The 16,784-nt window shown below is 71.9% G+C and carries 15 protein-coding genes and 1 pseudogene; 7 read left to right on the top strand and 9 right to left on the bottom strand.

Annotation, left to right across the window (positions count from 1 at the left end; all coding sequences use genetic code 11):
- Positions 1–171: 171 nt before the first annotated feature.
- The 4 genes from AB0I49_RS22785 to AB0I49_RS22770 all read right to left on the bottom strand — a co-directional run bounded on the left by AB0I49_RS22785 (position 172) and on the right by AB0I49_RS22770 (position 3,751).
- A complete protein-coding gene (locus AB0I49_RS22785; protein WP_363228863.1) occupies positions 172–813 on the bottom strand; it encodes a GNAT family N-acetyltransferase in 642 nt (213 codons plus the stop codon).
- 175 nt (positions 814–988) lie between these two features.
- Entirely contained in the window at positions 989–1,846 is an 858-nt protein-coding gene (locus tag AB0I49_RS22780; protein ID WP_363228862.1) for a MetQ/NlpA family ABC transporter substrate-binding protein, read from the bottom strand.
- Between the two features lie 91 nt (positions 1,847–1,937).
- Positions 1,938–2,678, bottom strand: a complete 741-nt coding sequence (locus AB0I49_RS22775; RefSeq protein ID WP_363228861.1) for a methionine ABC transporter permease — start codon at positions 2,676–2,678, stop codon at positions 1,938–1,940.
- Positions 2,675–3,751 (bottom strand): ATP-binding cassette domain-containing protein, encoded by a 1,077-nt coding sequence (locus AB0I49_RS22770; protein ID WP_363228860.1) that lies wholly within the window; start codon positions 3,749–3,751, stop codon positions 2,675–2,677. The genes AB0I49_RS22775 and AB0I49_RS22770 overlap by 4 nt, the downstream gene beginning before the upstream one ends.
- Positions 3,752–4,249: 498 nt before the next feature.
- Here AB0I49_RS22770 and AB0I49_RS22765 point away from each other — a divergent pair, with 498 nt between their 5' ends.
- Entirely contained in the window at positions 4,250–4,609 is a 360-nt protein-coding gene (locus AB0I49_RS22765; RefSeq protein ID WP_363228859.1) for a hypothetical protein, read from the top strand.
- Positions 4,610–4,611: 2 nt separating this feature from the next.
- The gene (locus AB0I49_RS22760; protein ID WP_363228858.1) at positions 4,612–5,088 is read left to right on the top strand and encodes a hypothetical protein; all 477 of its coding nucleotides are present in this window, start codon (positions 4,612–4,614) and stop codon (positions 5,086–5,088) included.
- 49 nt (positions 5,089–5,137) lie between these two features.
- Here the strand turns inward: AB0I49_RS22760 and AB0I49_RS22755 are convergent.
- From AB0I49_RS22755 to AB0I49_RS22745, 3 genes and pseudogenes are all read right to left on the bottom strand, one after another.
- Positions 5,138–5,659, bottom strand: a pseudogene (locus tag AB0I49_RS22755) (GNAT family N-acetyltransferase); the annotation flags it as partial.
- 61 nt (positions 5,660–5,720) lie between these two features.
- Positions 5,721–6,263 (bottom strand): sigma-70 family RNA polymerase sigma factor, encoded by a 543-nt coding sequence (locus AB0I49_RS22750; protein ID WP_363228934.1) that lies wholly within the window; start codon positions 6,261–6,263, stop codon positions 5,721–5,723.
- A gap of 149 nt (positions 6,264–6,412) precedes the next feature.
- The gene (locus AB0I49_RS22745) at positions 6,413–7,585 is read right to left on the bottom strand and encodes a glycerophosphodiester phosphodiesterase (RefSeq protein ID WP_363228857.1); all 1,173 of its coding nucleotides are present in this window, start codon (positions 7,583–7,585) and stop codon (positions 6,413–6,415) included.
- Positions 7,586–7,827: 242 nt separating this feature from the next.
- On the opposite strand from AB0I49_RS22745, the gene AB0I49_RS22740 reads away from it, so the two are divergent.
- Positions 7,828–8,496 carry a lysophospholipid acyltransferase family protein gene (locus AB0I49_RS22740; RefSeq protein WP_363228933.1) on the top strand — a complete coding sequence of 223 codons (669 nt, stop codon included), beginning with the start codon at positions 7,828–7,830 and terminating at the stop codon, positions 8,494–8,496.
- An 84-nt stretch (positions 8,497–8,580) separates the two neighbouring features.
- Here the strand turns inward: AB0I49_RS22740 and asnB are convergent, their stop codons facing one another.
- On the bottom strand, positions 8,581–10,494 hold the full coding sequence (gene asnB, locus AB0I49_RS22735; RefSeq protein ID WP_363228856.1) for an asparagine synthase (glutamine-hydrolyzing): 1,914 nt from the start codon (positions 10,492–10,494) through the stop codon (positions 8,581–8,583).
- A gap of 186 nt (positions 10,495–10,680) precedes the next feature.
- Positions 10,681–11,496: an AraC family transcriptional regulator gene (locus AB0I49_RS22730; protein WP_363228855.1), complete on the bottom strand. Its 816-nt coding sequence runs from the start codon at positions 11,494–11,496 to the stop codon at positions 10,681–10,683.
- A gap of 836 nt (positions 11,497–12,332) precedes the next feature.
- On the opposite strand from AB0I49_RS22730, the gene AB0I49_RS22725 reads away from it, so the two are divergent.
- From AB0I49_RS22725 to AB0I49_RS22710, 4 genes are read left to right on the top strand one after another with little or no spacing between them, the layout of a single operon-like run.
- A complete protein-coding gene (locus tag AB0I49_RS22725; protein ID WP_363228854.1) occupies positions 12,333–13,526 on the top strand; it encodes a Xaa-Pro peptidase family protein in 1,194 nt (397 codons plus the stop codon).
- A 52-nt stretch (positions 13,527–13,578) separates the two neighbouring features.
- The gene (locus AB0I49_RS22720) at positions 13,579–14,691 is read left to right on the top strand and encodes a cysteine synthase family protein (protein ID WP_363228853.1); all 1,113 of its coding nucleotides are present in this window, start codon (positions 13,579–13,581) and stop codon (positions 14,689–14,691) included.
- Positions 14,688–16,175 (top strand): 4-hydroxyphenylacetate 3-hydroxylase N-terminal domain-containing protein, encoded by a 1,488-nt coding sequence (locus AB0I49_RS22715; protein WP_363228852.1) that lies wholly within the window; start codon positions 14,688–14,690, stop codon positions 16,173–16,175. Before AB0I49_RS22720 ends, AB0I49_RS22715 begins: the two co-directional genes overlap by 4 nt.
- A complete protein-coding gene (locus AB0I49_RS22710) occupies positions 16,172–16,747 on the top strand; it encodes an NAD(P)H-dependent oxidoreductase (protein ID WP_363228851.1) in 576 nt (191 codons plus the stop codon). Before AB0I49_RS22715 ends, AB0I49_RS22710 begins: the two co-directional genes overlap by 4 nt.
- The last annotated feature ends 37 nt before the right edge of the window (positions 16,748–16,784 follow it).

Raw genomic sequence — 16,784 nt, 5'->3', positions numbered from 1 at the left:
TGGGCTTGTCGCGGGGCGGGCGGATCAGGGGGGCTATCGGCGGGCGGATCGGCGGACAGGTCCGAACGGGCCCGCGGCGGCGCGGGCCCGCGGCACGGGCGCGAACACGGTGAGCGTATCGCGACTGGTCCAGACCGGGCAGCGGCCGTCGTCGGCGGCCCGGGGCCGCGGTCAGCTCCAGTCGGGGTACGCCGCCGCGTATCCGGAGTCCTCGGCCGTCTCGTCGTGGGCGCCGTCGAGGTCTTCGGGGAGCAGACTCCACACGAGGAGGTCGGTGCGGATGCGGGTCCAGCCGCCGTCCTCGGTGCGGATGCGGGCTATCCAGGCGTTGCGGAGCACGCCCTCGCTGATGCAGCCGATCTTCTGGGCGACCTGCTGGGCGGCGGCGTTGTCGGCGGCGGTGCGCAGTTCGACGCGCTCGAAGCGCAGGTCGCGGAAGAGCCACTGGGCGACGGCGAGCACGGATTCGCAGGCGTATCCCTCGCCGCGGGCCCAGGGGGCGGTGGCGTAGGACACCTCGGTGGCGAGCGTCCGCCAGTCGGTGTTGCGCAGCTGGACGGTGCCGACGAGGCGCTGGGTGAGGAATTCGGTGACCGCAAAGACGATTCCTCGCCCGCTGGTGCGCTCGGCGGGGGCGCGTCGTGCGGTCCAGTCGCGGGCGTCGGCGGCGGTGTAGGGGTGGGGCGCGGCGGTCCAGGCGGTGACGAGTTCGTCGTTCATCATCTCGGTGAGCGCGGGGACGTCCGCTTCCTCGAATGGGCGCATCACCAGCCGGTCCGTGCTGATGGAGATGTCCGGAAAGGTGGATGTCATGCTCTGCTCCAACGCCGGGGACCGGGGTGATCTGGACCGTCTTGAGTGCACAAGCATGCAGCATGCGCCCGTCGCCGTGCCAAGCGCGTGGGCCCCGCGCACGCGGTGCGCGTGCGCGGGGCCCTGGTCCGTACGGGCGGCGTGAGCGGGTCCGTACGGGCGGCGTGAGCGGGGGTCAGCTCGTGACGGGGCCGAAGGCCGGGAGGACGGAGCCGTCGGTGTACTTGGACTCGATGAACTTCTTGACCTCGTCCGAGTTGAGGAGCTTCGCGAGCTTCTCGACGCGCGGGTCGTGCTCGTCGCCCTTCTTCACGGCGAGGAAGTTGGCGTACGGGTTGCCCTTGGCCTGCTCCAGGGCGAGGGCGTCCTCGGAGGGCTTGAGGTGCGCGCCGATGGCGAAGTTGCCGTTGATCACCGCGGCCTGGACGTCGTCGAGGTGGGCCGGGATCTGGGGGGCCTCCAGCTCGGTGAAGTTCAGGCCCTTCTTGTCGGTGATGTCGGACAGCTTGGCGTTGGCGCCGACCCCGGCCTTGAGGTCGATGAGCTTGTGGTCGGCGAGCAGCTTGAGGGCGCGGCCCTCGTTGGTGGCGTCGTTGGGCACGGCGATCTTGGCGCCGGGCTTGATGTCGGAGAGCTTCTTCGCCTTCTTGGAGTAGAGGCCCAGCGGCTCGATCTCGACGTTGACGACGGGCACGATGTGCGTGTTGTTCTTCTTGTTGAACTCGTCCAGGAACGGCTTGTGCTGGAAGAAGTTGGCGTCGACGTCGCCGTTCTCGGTGGACGTGTTGGGGAGGTTGTAGTCGTTGAACTCCTTGACCTCCAGGTTGAGCCCGGCCTTCTTCGCCAGCTTGTCCTTGACGTAGTCGAGGATCACGGCGTGCGGGGTGGGGCTGGCGGCCACGACGAGCTTCGCGTCGGGGTCGCCCTTCTTGCCGCCGGAGTCGGTGTCGGAGGGCGCGCTGCACGCGCCGAGGCCGATGGTCAGCGCCGCGGCGGCGGCGACGGCTGCGGAGATCTTGATGGTGTTGCGCACGAAGAGTGCCTCTTTCTCATCTCACGAATTGGTGCGCCCGGCGAAGGGTCCGGGCTCGTGGGCGTGGGGTGCGGGGCGGCGCCCGCGCGGGTCAGGACTTGGGGATCGATGCCTCCTGGGCGGTCCGGCCCGACCAGGGCAGCCGGATCCGTACGGGCGACTGGGCGCGGGAGGTGCCGCGCGGGGCCAGCCGCCGCGCGGCGAGGTCGCCGAGGAGCTGGACGAGGGTGACGATGACGATCAGCACGACGACGGTGACGATCATCAGGCCGGTCTCGAAGCGCTGGTAGCCGTAGACGATGGCCAGGTTGCCGAGGCCGCCCGCGCCGATCGCGCCGGCGATGGCGGAGTAGCCGATGAGCGCGATCACGGTGGTGGTGAGCCCCGCGACGATGGAGGGGAGCGCCTGCGGCAGCAGGACCTTGAGCACCAGCGTCCAGGTGCCGCCGCCCATCGACTGCACGGCCTCGATGAGGCCGTGGTCGACCTCGCGGACGGCGGTCTCCACGAGCCGGGCGAAGAAGGGGATGCCGCCGATGGCGAGGGCGACGACCGCGGCGCTGGGGCCGATGGAGGTGCCCACCACGAAGCGGGTGAAGGGGATCAGCACCACCATCAGGATGATGAACGGTATCGAGCGGCCCACGTTCACGACGGCGCCGATGGCCTTGTTCGCCACCACGTTCTGCAGCAGGCCGCCGCGGCCGGTGAGGACCAGCAGGACGCCGAGCGGCAGCCCGACGACGACGGTCCACACGGTGGCCCACAGGACCATGAAGAGGGTGTCGAGACAGGCGTCGGACAGCAGGGGCTGCATCTCGGACCAGGTCACTTGGCACCGTCCTTCGCGAGGTCCGCGGCCTCCTGGAGTCCGTCGCCGTCGGCGTCGGCCACGGCCGCGACCTCGACCTGGAGTCCCTGTTCGCGCAGGAAGCCGATGGGGACGACGTTCTCCTCGAAGCGGCCGGGCAGCTCGATGCGCATCCGGCCGACCTGCCTGCCCGCGACGGTGTCCATCGCGGCGCCCAGGATCGAGATGTCGATGTTGTACGTACGGGAGAGCTGGGAGATGACCGGCCGGGTGGCGGCCTCGCCGAGGAAGGTGACGTCGACGACGGTGCGGTCCGCGCCGGACGGCTCGCCGCCGACCGGGAAGAGCTCCGCGGCCAGCTCCGAGCCGGGGGTGGCCAGCAGTTCGGAGACGGTGCCGGATTCGACGACGCGGCCGCCCTTCATGAGGGCCGCGGAGTCGCAGATGGTCTTCACGACGTCCATTTCGTGGGTGATGAGCAGCACGGTCAGGCCGAGCTGCTGGTTGAGGTCGCGCAGCAGCTGGAGGATCGAGCGGGTGGTCTCGGGGTCGAGGGCGGAGGTCGCCTCGTCGGAGAGCAGCACCTTGGGGTCGCCGGCGAGGGCGCGGGCGATGCCGACGCGCTGTTTCTGGCCGCCGGAGAGCTGGGCCGGGTACGCCTTGGCCTGGGCGGCGAGGCCGACGAGGTCGAGCAGTTCCAGCGCCTTGCGGGTGCGCTCCTTGCCGGAGACGCCGAGGATTTCCAGCGGCAGCTCGACGTTGTCGCGCACGGTGCGCGAGGAGAGCAGGTTGAAGTGCTGGAAGACCATGCCGATGCGGCTGCGGGCCTGGCGGAGCGCGGCGTTCGCACGCTGTCCGCGTCCGGCGAGGGCCGTGAGGTCCTGGCCGGCCACGGTGACCGTGCCGGAGCTGGGGCGCTCCAGGAGGTTCACGCAGCGGATGAGGGTGGACTTCCCGGCGCCGCTCTGTCCGACGACGCCGTAGACCTCGCCCTCGCGGACGTGCAGGTCGACTCCGTCGAGCGCGGTGACCTCGCGGCCGCGCGAGCGGTAGACCTTGGTCAGGTCTGTCGTGGTGATCACAGGGGTTTCCATCACTGTCGAGTGCGCGGCGCGGGGCGCCGGGCACGGGCATGCATTGCGGAGCGCGGCAGCGGGGAGCCCGGCGGGGCGCGGGGGCGCGGTCGGGGGTTCCGGTGACGCGGGGCGTTGCCGGCCGGTACGGGCGGGGCTCGTACGGTCACGGCTTCATGGCTCACGGTCTCGCTTCGGGGCGCGAGGCTCGGACAGGGGCCCTCAGCGGTCACACATTCGACACAGGCAACGAGCACCGGGCGTCGTCATCGCCTCGGTCGCAAGGGTGCGGCTGCTCGTCGTGGTCATGCCGTCAAGTAAAACAGACCCGCGCGCGGCCCGATCAAGCATGTCCACATTTTGGACGCTCTCGACCGACCTGTGGACATTTTCCGTCGGGCCCCGTCCCGTTCCGGCGGGGCGCGCGGAGCCCGGCGGCGGCCGTTCGCGGGCGGCCGATTAGAGTCGGCGCATGCCTGTCAAGCCCGCTCCCTCCGCCCGTACCGCGCGGAGGCCCCGGTGATCACCGCCCTGACCGCCGCGGTCGGCGTGTGCGCGCTCGCGCTGGCCGCGTGGTGCGGCTTCGCCGCCTACCGCGACCAGCCCACCAAGGACTGGCACTTCATCGGCATGGCCGTGGTGTCGCTGCTCGCCGTGGCCCAACTGGTCGTCGGCATAGTGCAGTTGGCGCGCGGCGACAAGCCGGACCAGGGGCTGCCGATCTTCCTGGCGTATCTGATCGGCTCGGCGGTGTGCGTACCGGCGGCGGGCTTCATGTCGCTCTCGGAGCGGACCCGCTGGGGCTCGGTGACGGTCGCGGCGGGCGGCGTCATCCTGGCCGTGCTGGAAGTGCGGCTCTACGACATCTGGGGAGGCTGACGATGCCCGACTCCGCGACGACAGCGCGCTCGGACGACGGGACCGGACGGACCGATCGGACGGGGACGGCCGGGCAGGCCGGCCCGAAGTCCGGCTTCAGCCTCGGCCAGGGGCCCGGCCGGCTGCTGGTGTGGCTCTACGGCGTCTTCACGGTCGCGGCGGCGTCCCGCTCGGTCGTCCAGATGATCATGGACTTCGGGCGGGCGCCGCTCGCGTACGTGCTCTCGGCCGTCGCCGCCGTGGTGTACGCCTTCATCACGTACTCCCTGGTGCGCGGCGGCGAGGGCGCGCGCCGGGCGGCGCTGGTGTGCTGCGCCGCCGAGCTCGCGGGGGTGCTGGTCGTCGGCACCTGGACGCTGGTGGCGCCGTCCGCCTTCCCCGACGCGACGGTCTGGTCGGACTACGGCATGGGCTACCTCTTCATCCCGGTCATCCTGCCGGTGACCGCGATGGTCTGGCTCCGCAAGGCGAAGCGCTGAGGCGGCCGGCCGTCCGGGGCGGCCGTGCCGCCCCGGACCGGCGAGGCGCTCAGGCGCTGGCCACGTACGAATCCGCGTCGGCGGCCTTCTCCAGGGTCACCAGGGTGAGCTGCCGGCTGACCTCCTCACGGGAGACGGGCGCGTAGCCGTACTTCCGGTAGAGGCGCAGATTGCCCTCGTTGCGGTGGCCGGTCAGCAGCCGGTACCGCTTGGCCGCCCGCTCCTGCGCGAGCCGCTCCTCGACCGCGGCGAGCAGCCGGCCGCCGAGCCCGTGCCGCTGCATGCGCGGATGGACGATCAGTTTGTCGATGCTCGCGGTGCCGTCCGCGTCGACCGCGCCCCGCACCGAACCGACGACTTCCCCGCCGAGCCGGGCCACGAGCACGCACCCGGCGCCCAGTTCGGCGCGCACGTCGTCGAGGGACTGGGTGAGCGGTTCGATGGAGTAGTCGCCGTACAGCGCGGCTTCTCCCTGATAGCAGAGGTACTGGAGTTTGAGGATCTGCTCGACGTCGTGCTCGGTCGCCGCAGAGATGGTCACGCTCATGCCCATGTGCGCATGCCTCCCTTTTCGGTGCCGCTCGGGCCGGAGCGACGCCGAGGGTGGACGTCGCCTCCGTGGCGACGATTGTCTAACGCTCCTTTCCCCAAGGGTCAGGAGCCGCAACCTCCGCCGTGAGCATTCTGCGCAGGCATCCCAGGCAACGGGAACGGACTGGCCCCAAAGATCCTTGTGAGATACCCAACTCCCCTGCGATTTCCCGGTACGTAGGGTCGGTTTTGGACAGCAGCGCGTCGAGCAGCCGCGGGCACCGGCCGGGCAGCCGCCGCACGGCGGCGCGCAGCGCCCGCCGCTCCTCGGCGGCCAGCACCTCGGTCTCGACCTCGGACTCCGCCCCGGCGTACGGGCCCGCGTGCGCGCCGCCCGGGGACGGGGCGCCCGCCTGCTCGTACGGCACCTCGCGGCGGGCCCGGCGGCGGGCGTCGCGGGCCTCGGTCCGTACGGCGGTGCGCAGCCAGGCGGCGGGCTCGGCCGGCGGCCCCGTCCTGCGGGTGCGCTCCAGCAGCCGCAGCCAGACGCCCTGTTCGAGGTCGGCCGCTTCGATACCCGCCGCGTACGCCTCGGCTCGGGCCTCGGCCGCGAGCAGCGGGCTCAACTCCTCCAGGATGTTCATGCCGGGCGGGACGTGGCCGTGCCGACGCGCGGTTGCCGATCCGGCCACGCCCCACCCGTGCGGGTCAGGCGGCGTTCCCGCCTTGACGCCTCGGCGCCGGCATCCGGCGCCTTGGCGTCTCGTCCCCGGCGTCCGACGCCTCCGGCGGCTCAGCGCTTGCGGAAGGCGTCCCTGGCGAGCACCGCGGTGTCGCAGTTGTCGGAGAAGATCCCGTCGATGCCCGTCTCGAAGTACACCTGGAACGCGCCGAAGGCGTCGCCGTAGGCGTTCGGGTCGGCGCCGCGCCGGAAGTCGGCGGGCAGGAAGGTGTTCTCGTTGCGCATCGTGTACGGGTGCAGGATCAGCCCGGCCGCGTGCGCGTCCCGTACCAGGGTCGTGGGCCGGGTCAGCCTGCCGTCCTTGTCCCGGGGGATGATCAGCAGCAGCGTCGGCCCGATGCCCTGCGCGAATCCGGCGACCCACTCCAGCCCCTTGGGGGTGATCAGGTCGGCGACGGTGCGCGGGTCGTTCGCCTCGACGAAGTCCCAGGGGCGGGTGTCCGCGGCGTCGAGCAGCAGCACCTTCGGGGCGGACGCGCCGAGCCGGCCGAGCCGCTGGAGGCTGCTGGGCTCGAAGGACTGGAGGAAGGTGTGGCCGTTGCGGCCGGCGCGCCCGTAGCGGCGCAGCAGCCTGAAGAGACGTTCCTCCAGCCCGAGGCCGATGCCGCGGAAGTACGTGGGGTGCTTGGTCTCGACGTGCAGCCAGATCCGCCGCCCGCGCTCGCGGCCCCGCTCCTCGGCCCAGTCCAGGACCTCTTCGAAGGTCGGCACCGCCCAGCGCCCGTCGTAGAGGGTGTTGTGCTGGCGGGTGCCCGGAATGCGCTCCTTGGCGCGCAGCGTCTTGAGCTCCGCGAGCGTGAAGTCCTCCGTGAACCAGCCGGTGATCTTGGCCCCGTCGACGGTCTTCGTGGTCTTGCGGTGCGCGAACTCGGGGTGCGCGGAGACATCGGTGGTGGCGGTGATGTCGTTCTCGTGACGGCACACGAGATGCCCGTCCTTGGTGGGGACGACGTCCTGCTCTATGACGTCCGCCCCGTTGTCGAGGGCGAACTGGTACGAGCCGAGCGTGTGCTCCGGGCGGTAGCCGCTGGCGCCGCGGTGGCCGACGACGGTCGGCGTCGGCAGGTCCCGGTACGGGCCGTGGCCGGTGTGCGAGCCGTGCGGGCCGCCGCGCGGCGCCGCCTCGGCGGTTCCCGCGCCGCCCAGCACCGCGGCCCCCGCCCCGAGGGCCGCCGCCCCCAGGAGGGCGCGTCGCGCCGGTCCCTGTCCCCGTTCCTGCTCCATCAGCACTCCTCTTCCGTCAGTTTCTGTCATGTACCGCACCGATCATGGGTCTGGCCGATCGTAGACGTGCAGTGCTTCCGTACGGGACCCCCTGGGCGAAATGACGGAGAAACACACATCAACACGGCGTATCAACCGATGAGCCCGGTGTGCGGCGCGTGGGTTCCCCCGAGTATCGTCCGGAGCTGCGTGCTCAGGTGCGCAGCGTGCGCAACAGCCGACCACCACGACCGGAGGACCCGTTGTCCCGGATCATGCTCAAGGCGATTCTTGGATTGCTCATGCGCGTCCTGTACCGCCCGCGGGTCGAGGGCCTGGGGAACATCCCCGCGTCCGGGCCGGTGATCCTGGCGGGCAATCACGTCACGTTCATCGACTCGCTGTTCATGTCGCTGGTCGTGAAGCGGCCGGTGTACTTCATCGGCAAGGACGAGTACGTCACCGGCAAGGGCATCAAGGGCCGCCTGATGGCCTGGTTCTTCACCGCCTCCGGCATGATCCCCGTCGCCCGCGACGGCGGGCGCGGCGGCGTCGCGGCGCTGATGACGGGGCGCCGGGTGCTGGAGGACGGCAAGGCGTTCGGCATCTACCCGGAGGGCACCCGCTCCCCCGACGGCCGGCTCTACCGCGGCCGTACGGGCGTGGCGCGGCTCACGCTGATGACGGGCGCGCCGGTGGTGCCGTTCGGGATGATCGGCACGGACAAGGTGCAGCCGGGCGGCAAGGGCCGGCTGCGCATCAGCCCGGTGACGGTCCGCTTCGGCGAGGCGCTGGACTTCTCCCGGTACGAGGGCATGGACCGCGACCGGTATGTGCTGCGGGCCGTGACCGACGAGATCATGAGCGATGTCATGCACCTCTCGGGCCAGGAGTACGTGGACGTCTACGCGACGAAGGCGCGCGCGGCCTGAGCCGCGACCGCGAGCCCCCGGGCGACGGGCCTCGCCGCTGAGGCTCCCGTCGGACCGGGGGCTTCGTGCTGTCGCGGCGCGCCGTCAGGGCAGCTTGATGGTCGGCGCGTACATATCGATCCAGACGGCGAGGTCCAGCGTCCGCTCCAGGTCGCGCCGGGACGCCTGGTCGATCTGCGGGGTCCGCGCGGAGACCGCCTCGCCGAGCCGCCCCTTGTCGACGAGGTCGAACACCGGGTGCCCCGGCGTGGAGAGCAGTTCCCGGCACTGGTCGCGCAGGGCGGCGGCGTACGTCGGGTCCTGGGTGGAGGGGTAGGGAGACTTGCGCCGCTTCACGACGGACTCGGGCAGCACATCGGCCGCCGCGGCGCGCAGCAGCGACTTCTCCTTGCCGTCGAAGTTCTTCAGCGCCCAGGGCGTGTTGTAGACGTACTCCACCAGCCGGTGGTCGCAGAACGGGACCCGCACCTCCAGGCCGGAGGCCATCGAAGTGCGGTCCTTCCGGTCGAGCCAGATGCGGACGAACCGGGTCAGATGCAGATAGCTGATCTTGCGCATCTGCCACTCCGGCTCGCTCTCGCCGTCGAGCCGCCGGATGCCGGTGACGGCGGAGCGGTACGAGTCCTGGATATAGGCGTCGAGGTCGAGCGCCGCCTCCAGCTGGTCGCTCAGCAGGCTCCGCGGGCCGGCCGCCGCCCGGCCGTCCCGCCCCCGCCGCCCTTCATGCCCGCCCTGCCCCTGCCGCCCTTCCTGTCCCTGGCCGAAGAACTGCTGGTGCCGTGCCAGCCAGGGGAAGGTCGTGCCCTTGCGGGCCTCGGGGTCGAAGAACTGCTTGTAGCCGCCGAAGAGTTCGTCGGCCGACTCGCCGGACAGCGCCATGGTCGCGTGCCCGCGGATCGCCTTGGCCAGCAGGTACAGCGAGGTGTCGAGGTCGCCGAGGCCGGAGGGGAGGTCGCGGGCGCCGATCACCTTCCGGCGCACCTCGGGGTCGGCGATGTCGGCGGAGCTGAGCACGATGTCCTGGTGCAGGGTGCCGGACTTCTCGGCGACGTCGTGCACGAAGGGGGTGTCCGGGGCGTCGCGCAGCGCGTCGGGGACGAAGTTCTCGGTCAGTCCGGCGAAGTCCACCGCGAAGCTGCGCACCCGCTCGCCCCGGCCGGCCAGTTGCGCCGCGGCGATCGCGGTCATCGCCGAGGAGTCCAGGCCGCCGGAGAGCAGGGTGCAGCTCGGCACGTCGGCGACCAGCTGGCGGCGGACGATGTCGTCGAGGAGTTCCCGCACCCGCGCCACCGTGGTGTCCCGGTCGTCGGTGTGCTCCCTGGTCTCCAGGGTCCAGTAGCGGGTGGTGCGGATGCCGGTGCGGCCGACGGCGACGACGGTGCCCGGCTCGACCTCGCGCATGCCCTCCCACACGGCGTGTCCGGGCGTCTTGATGAAGGCGAACAGCTCGCGGAAGCCGTCGGCGGTGACGGTGCGTTCGGCGAGCGGGTTGGCGAGGATCGCCTTGGGCTCGGAGCCGAAGAGGACGCCGTCGGGGGTCGGGTAGTAGGAGAAGGGCTTGATGCCCGCGCGGTCGCGGACCATGAGGAGCCGCTGCTCGCGGCCGTCCCAGATCGCGAAGGCGTACATCCCGTTGAGGCGCTCGGCGACGGCGTCGCCCCACTCCAGATAGCCGCGCAGCACGGCCTCGGTGTCCGAGTGGGTGGTGAACTCATGGCCACGGGCGGCGAGTTCGGCGCGTAGCTCGGTGAAGTTGTAGACCTCGCCGGAGTACACCATGGAGACGGCGCCGTGCGGGGTGTCCGCGTTCATCGGCTGCGCGCCGCCGGGCGGGTCGATGATGGCCAGCCTGCGGTGGCCGAGCGCGACATGCCGGTCCAGGTAGGTGCCGCGGCCGTCCGGGCCGCGGCAGGCCATGGGGTCGGTCATGGCGTCCACGATCGGCTGCTGGGTGCGCAGGTCGCGATCGAAGGCGACCCACCCTGCGATGCCGCACATATGTCTCCTGCCTTTCTGTATGAATTTCCTGGGCATCCGGAATGGCCATGGGTCCGCCCTCGGCGGATTTCGCGAATACCCGCCGCGGCGGCGCAATGGCGTCGCGCCGGACGGAGTTCACGCGGCGGCGGCCCGCTTCGGGTTTCGCACTCCGAGCGGGTCTCGAACAGCATCCCGGTGAACGGCTCAGAGGGTCTTGCACAAACGCGACACGCCTGTTGCCCGGCCGTGCAGCAGTTCGCCGGTGAACTGGTCGGGAAGGGAGTCGAGCGGGCCGCTCCGGCCGGATTCGGCGCGGGCCGCGGGAAATCTTCCGGGGGTGCAGCCAATCATCGCCTTGAAGCTCCGGGTGAAGTGCGACTGGTCGTGGTAACCGGCCGCCGCGGCCACTTCCGCCCATGTCATCCCGCGCTTCTTGTAGCGCAGCGCCGCCTGGAGCCGCAGCACCTGCGCGAGCGACTTCGGCGGCAGGCCGACCTGTTCGAGGAAGCGGCGCTCCAGCTGGCGGTGGCTCCAGCCGGTGCCGGCGGCCAGCCGCCGTACGGACGTACGCCCGGCGCTCCGGTGCAACTGCCGCCAGGCCCAGGCGAGTTCGGGCGAGCACCGCGGTCCGGCGAGCAGCCGCGCGGTGAGCACCTGGTCGAGCAGGGCGAAGCGCGAGCCCCAGGTGGGCGCCTCGGCGAGCCGGGCGGCGAACCGGCGCAATCGCTCGCCGAACAGCTCGGCCACATCCACGTTCCGGCAGGCCAGCCGGTCCATCGGGACCCCCATCACCCGGTACGCGGCGAGCGGCGTCAGCAGCACCGTGACCCCGTGCACCGGGCCGGCGTGCTCGCCCACGGTGGCGGTCGCGTGGACGCCGCTGACCAGGGAGATCGCGGTGACCGGCCGGGTCGGCCGCACGGCGTCGGCCACCCGCAGCGGACCGCTGAAGCCGAGTACGACCTTGACGACACCGTCCGGCGCGACGAGCCAGCGGCCGGGCCCCCTGGCCCCGAACATGAAGCCCCGGTATCCCAGCACATGGCCGCGCAGAGCGGGTCCGGAAGACCTCCAGACCAGCTCTTTCGCGTGCGCCGCCGCTAACTGGCCTTTACTCACGCCTGCCACCCCCGAGGCTTTCGGAACACCGGACCGTACGGAATTCGACGCGTTCTGCACTGAGGTTTTCCCCGGATTCGCCGCGAGAACATCCGCAGCCGGGGGAACTGGTGTGAGAGGGCGCCGAAAGGCGAAGGAAGCCCGTCCGGCCAATACCCGAACGTGTGCCGCACGAAAACAGGCGCGACAGCAGAAGTCCGTGGGCATTCGCAGAATACACAGGCGAGTTGGCGGCGGGCAGCGCCGCGCACCGGGCGATATCGGGCGCACCGGATCCGGAAGCGGCCGCGGGGGCGGGCATTCGCCCAGCTCACTCGGGTACCGACGGCGCCGTACGGCCGTGCGGCGAAGCGGTGGGATCTGCTCCGGCGCGTCAAAACCTGTGATCTCGGTCACTTCGGTTCGGGCATTCTCCGCCCGCCGCCGGACCGCCGGTCCCCGCGCCGAGGTCGCGTTTGTACAAGACCCCTCTACGCGGTCACAGGAATGCTGTCACACAACAAGGCACGACAGGGATCCCGAAACAGAACCGTTCCCACGGGGAACCCCACCGTTCATTCGGCGCCCTCGTACCCCCCGCCGACAGCCCCTCACGCGTTCCGTGGCCGTCTCGCCCAGCGCGAGCACGGCGACGGCCGCGCCCGTCCAGTCCACGCCGCCATGCCGTGCCCGGTCGCCGCACGGGACGGCTCCGCGCTGCCGCCGGCGACTCACGACCAGCGAGGAGATCGCATCGCATGCGCGTCAACCATGACCGTCTCCAACAGCGGATGAACCAGTTCGGCCTGGACGCCGTGGTGAGCACCACCGCGGAGAACCTGACCTATCTCACCGGTGTCGAGAGCGTGCACCTGGACATGTTCCCGCACTCCGGCCGGGCCTTCGCGGTCCTGTCCCAGGACACCCGGGCCGGCGCGGTCTTCGTCTGCGGGCGCTGCGAGGTCGACCAGTTCCTGGACGCCGACGAGCGGATCTCCGAGGCGATCGGCTACGGCCCCTTCTACCGGGAGCTGCCGGAGGAAGTGGACCTCGGCCAGGACGACCGGCTGCTGCACGCCATGACCGGCGACGCCCGCTTCCCGGACGCGCGGGCCGCCCTCACACACGCGATCAAGCAGGTCTGCCCCGGCGGCGGCCGGGTGGCCGTGGACGAGGAGGGCGTGCCGCCGGAGTTCCTCGACGCGCTCGGCAAGGAGCTGTCCGGCTGGCAGCTGGTGCCCGCCGCCGCCCATCTGCGCCACGCCCGCCAGGTGAAGACCGCCCGCGAACAGGGACTGGTGGCGGCCGCCGCGGCCGTTGCGCAGAACGCGATCCTCGCCACCGTCGCCATCATGCGCGAGGGCGTCACCGAGCGGGAGCTGGTCCGGGAGTTCAACCGCTCGGTCGCGGCGCAGGGCGGCACGCCGCGGTTCACCCTGATCCGGATCGGCGCCAACGCGGTCGCCGGGCAGCGGCGGCCCACCGGCACGGTGCTGCGCCGCGGGCAGGCCGTGTGGTTCGACGTCGGGGCCGTCGTGGACGGCTACTGGTGCGACATCGCCCGCGTGTGCACGCTCGGCGAGCCCGAGCAGCGGCTGGCGCGGCTGTACGCGGCGGTGCTGGCCGGCGAGGAGGCCGCGCTGGAGCGGGCCCGCCCCGGCATGACCGGCCGGGAGTTGTTCACGCTCACCGTCGAGGCGGTGCGCGACGCGGGCATCCCGCACTACCGGCGCAGCCATGTCGGCCACGGCATCGGCGTCGAGGTCTACGACCGGGTCCTGATCCGCCCGGACAGCACGGACGAGCTGTGCGACGGCACGGTCGTCAACATCGAGACCCCCTACTACGAGTACGGATTCGGCTGTGTGCACGTCGAGGACCCCTTCGTCGTCGGCCCGGACGGCAACCGCCTGCTGACCACGCTGGACCGCGGGCTGCTCATCGCCCCCTGAACCGGCCCCACCGGTCCATCGGCTCATCGGCACCGCCCCACGAGGAGAAACCGTGATCTACGAGAACGTGCTGGAGACGCTCGGGGACACCCCCGTCGTCCGGTTGCGCCGGCTCCTGCCCCGGCCGCAGGACCGCGTCTACGTGAAGCTGGAGGGCGCCAACCCGTCGGGCAGCATCAAGGACCGTGCCGCCCTCCACATGGTCGAACAGGCCGAAGACGAGGGCCGGCTGCGGCCGGGGGCGACGCTCGTCGAGTCGACCTCCGGCAACCTCGGCAAGTCCCTGGCCCTGATCGGCGCGGTCAAGGGCTACCGGATCATCCTGGTCGTCGACCCCAAGACGCCCCAGTCGGTGCTCTCCTACGCCACGAGCCTCGGCGCCGAGATCGACATGGTCGCGCGGCCGGACGCGGACGGCAGCTACCAGGCGGCCCGCATCCGCCGGGTGCGCCGGCTGGTCCAGGACACGCCCGGCGCCCACACCCTGGACCAGTACAACAACCCCGACAACCCGCGGACGCACCGGCTGCACACCGCCCGTGAGATCACCAAGGACTTCGACCACCTGGCCGCGCTGGTCGCCACCGTCAGCACCGGCGGGCACCTGAGCGGGCTGAGCGCGGGGCTCAGGGAGCAGTTCCCGGATCTGCACGTCCGCGCGGTGGACGCCGTCGGCTCCGCCGCCTTCGGCCACCGCTTCGAGCCGTACAAGATGCGCGGCATCGGCCTGAGCTGGCGCCCCGGCAACCTGCGGCCCCAGGCCGTCGACTCGCTGCACCGGGTCGCCGACACCGAGGCCCTCTCCGTCTGCCGGGTCCTGGCCGGCGAGGAGGGGCTGCTGCTCGGCGAGTCCGGCGGCGCGGCGGTCTTCGCGGCGCTCGCCTACGCCGCCGCGCATCCGGGCGCGCCGGTCCTGGCGATAGCCCCGGACACCGGCGCCAACTACCTGTACGAGACCTATGACGACCGGTGGCTGCGCGAGCACGGCACCCCGCCGGAGGTCCTCTGGCGCACCGGCGGCGACCTGCTGCACCACGCCCGTACGCCGCTCCACCCGCCGGTCCCGCTCGGCGGCGACACCGCGACCGGGGCCGGCACCGGGACCGGGACCGGAACAGGAGCCGGAACCGGGTCCGGCCAGGTGACGATGGAGGTTCAGGCATGACGATCCGTACGGGAGCCGAGTATCTGAGCGGGCTGCGGGACGGGCGCGAGGTGTGGCTGAGCGGACGCCGCGTCGACGACGTGCTCGCCGAACCGGTCCTGGCCTCGGCCGCGCACACCGTGGCCCGCCTCTACGACCAGCAGCACGACCCGCTGCTGCGTGACGTGCTCACCTACGAGGACGGCGGCGAGCGCTACCCCATGTCGCTGGCCGTGCCGCGCGACGCGGACACCCTGCGGCGGCGCGGCGCCGCGTTCCGCACCACCGCCGAAGCCACCTTCGGACTGGTCGGCCGCTCCCCGGACTTCGTGAACGCCGTGGTCACCGCGTTCGCGTCGGCGAGCGGGTTCTTCGACCGGGCCGACCCGCGCTTCGGCCGCAACGTCGCCGGATTCCACCGCGCCTGCCTGGCGAGCGACCGGTTCCTCTCGCACGCCGCCATCAACCCGCCGCTCAGCCGCGCCCGTTCCTCCAGCGAGCAGGACGACCCGTACGTCCATCTGCGGATCGTCCGGGAGACCAGCGAGGGCATCGTGGTGCGCGGGGCGAAGCTGATCGGCACCCTGGTGCCGGTCGCCGACGAGATCGTGGTCTTCCCGCTGCCCAAGTACCACCCCGGCGACGAGGCGTACACCGTCGCCTTCGCGATCCCCGTCGCGACGCCGGGGCTGCGGATCGTCTGCCGGGAGCCGCTGGTCACCGACCCGACCCGGCTGGTCAGCAGCCCGCTGGCGCCCTTCGAGGAGATCGACGCGACGTGCGTCTTCGACGACGTCCTCGTGCCGTGGGACCGGGTCTTCTTCCACGGCGACGTCGACGCCGCCAACCGCATGTACGACGTGACGACCGCGCGCCACCACACCGGCCAGCACGGCATCGTGCGCGGCGCCGTCAAGGCCGAGCTGCTCACCGGCATCGCCGTCGCGCTGTCCGAGATGTCCGGCACCAACTCCTTCCTGCACGTCCAGGAGATGCTCGGCGAGGTGCTGGGCTCCCTGGAACTGGCGAAGGCCGGCATCCTGGCCGCCGAGGCCGACGCCGAGATGAGCGAATGGGGCACCCTCACCCCGGCGATCGCCCCGGTGCTGGCCCTGCGCTACCACTTCCCCCGGATGACGAGCCGCATGATCGAGGTCATCCAGCTGCTGGGCGGCGGCAGTCTGCTGAGCACCCCCTCCGAGGAAGATCTGAGCAGCGAGCTGTGGCCCGCCATCGAACGCTTCTTCCGGGGCGCGGACGGCGTCCCCGCCGAGCAGCGCGTACGGCTGCTGAAGCTCGCCTGGGACGCCACGGGCAGCGCGTTCGGGCAGCGCCAGATGCAGTACGAGCGCTACCACTCCGGCGACCCGGTCCGGCTGGCCGCGGCCCAGTACTTCGGGTACCGCACCACCCCGCTGCTGGAGACCGTGCACCGCGCCCTGCGCCCTCCGACGCCGGGGACGGGCGCGGCCCCCGGCGCGACCCCGCAGGAGGCCCACTCATGATCACCGCCGAGCCCCGCCGGATACTGGTCCTGGCCGGGGCCGCCGCCCACGCCTCGCGCACCCGGTCGGTGGCGGAGCTGGTCTGCCGCGACGTCGCCGCGGCCGGCGGCCGGCCCGTCCTGCGCGACCTCGCCGAACACCCGCTGCCGCTGCTGCACGCGGACCCCGACGGCGCCAACCTCGCCGACGTGCAGATCCAGGCCGCCGAGGCGGACGCCATGATCTGGGTGACCCCCTGCTACCACGGCAGCTACTCGGGCATCCTCAAGAACTGCCTCGACCACCTGCGCGAGGACGCGCTGCGCGGCAAGCCCGTCGGAGTGGTGGCGGTCGGCGCGTCCCTGACGGCCGTCTCGGCGTGCGAGCACCTGCGCACGGTCGCCCGCACGCTGGGCTGCGTCACCGCCCCCACCCAGGCGGTGGTCTCCGGCGGCGGCCTCGCCGGAGACGACGGCACCGACGCGGGCGCGTACCCGCGGATCATCCGCATGATCGGCGAACTGCACGCGCTGAGCGGCGTGACGGGGCTGCTGCGCCAGTGCGCGGCGGCGGACGCGGTAAGCCCCGCGTAATTCCCGGGCGTGCTGGGGACGGGGTCCCTAGGGTGAG

Source organism: Streptomyces sp. NPDC050617 (assembly GCF_040654795.1).
GTDB lineage: Bacteria > Actinomycetota > Actinomycetes > Streptomycetales > Streptomycetaceae > Streptomyces.
Note: the sequence above shows the minus strand (reverse complement) of the source record. Positions and strands in the feature narration are given on the sequence as shown.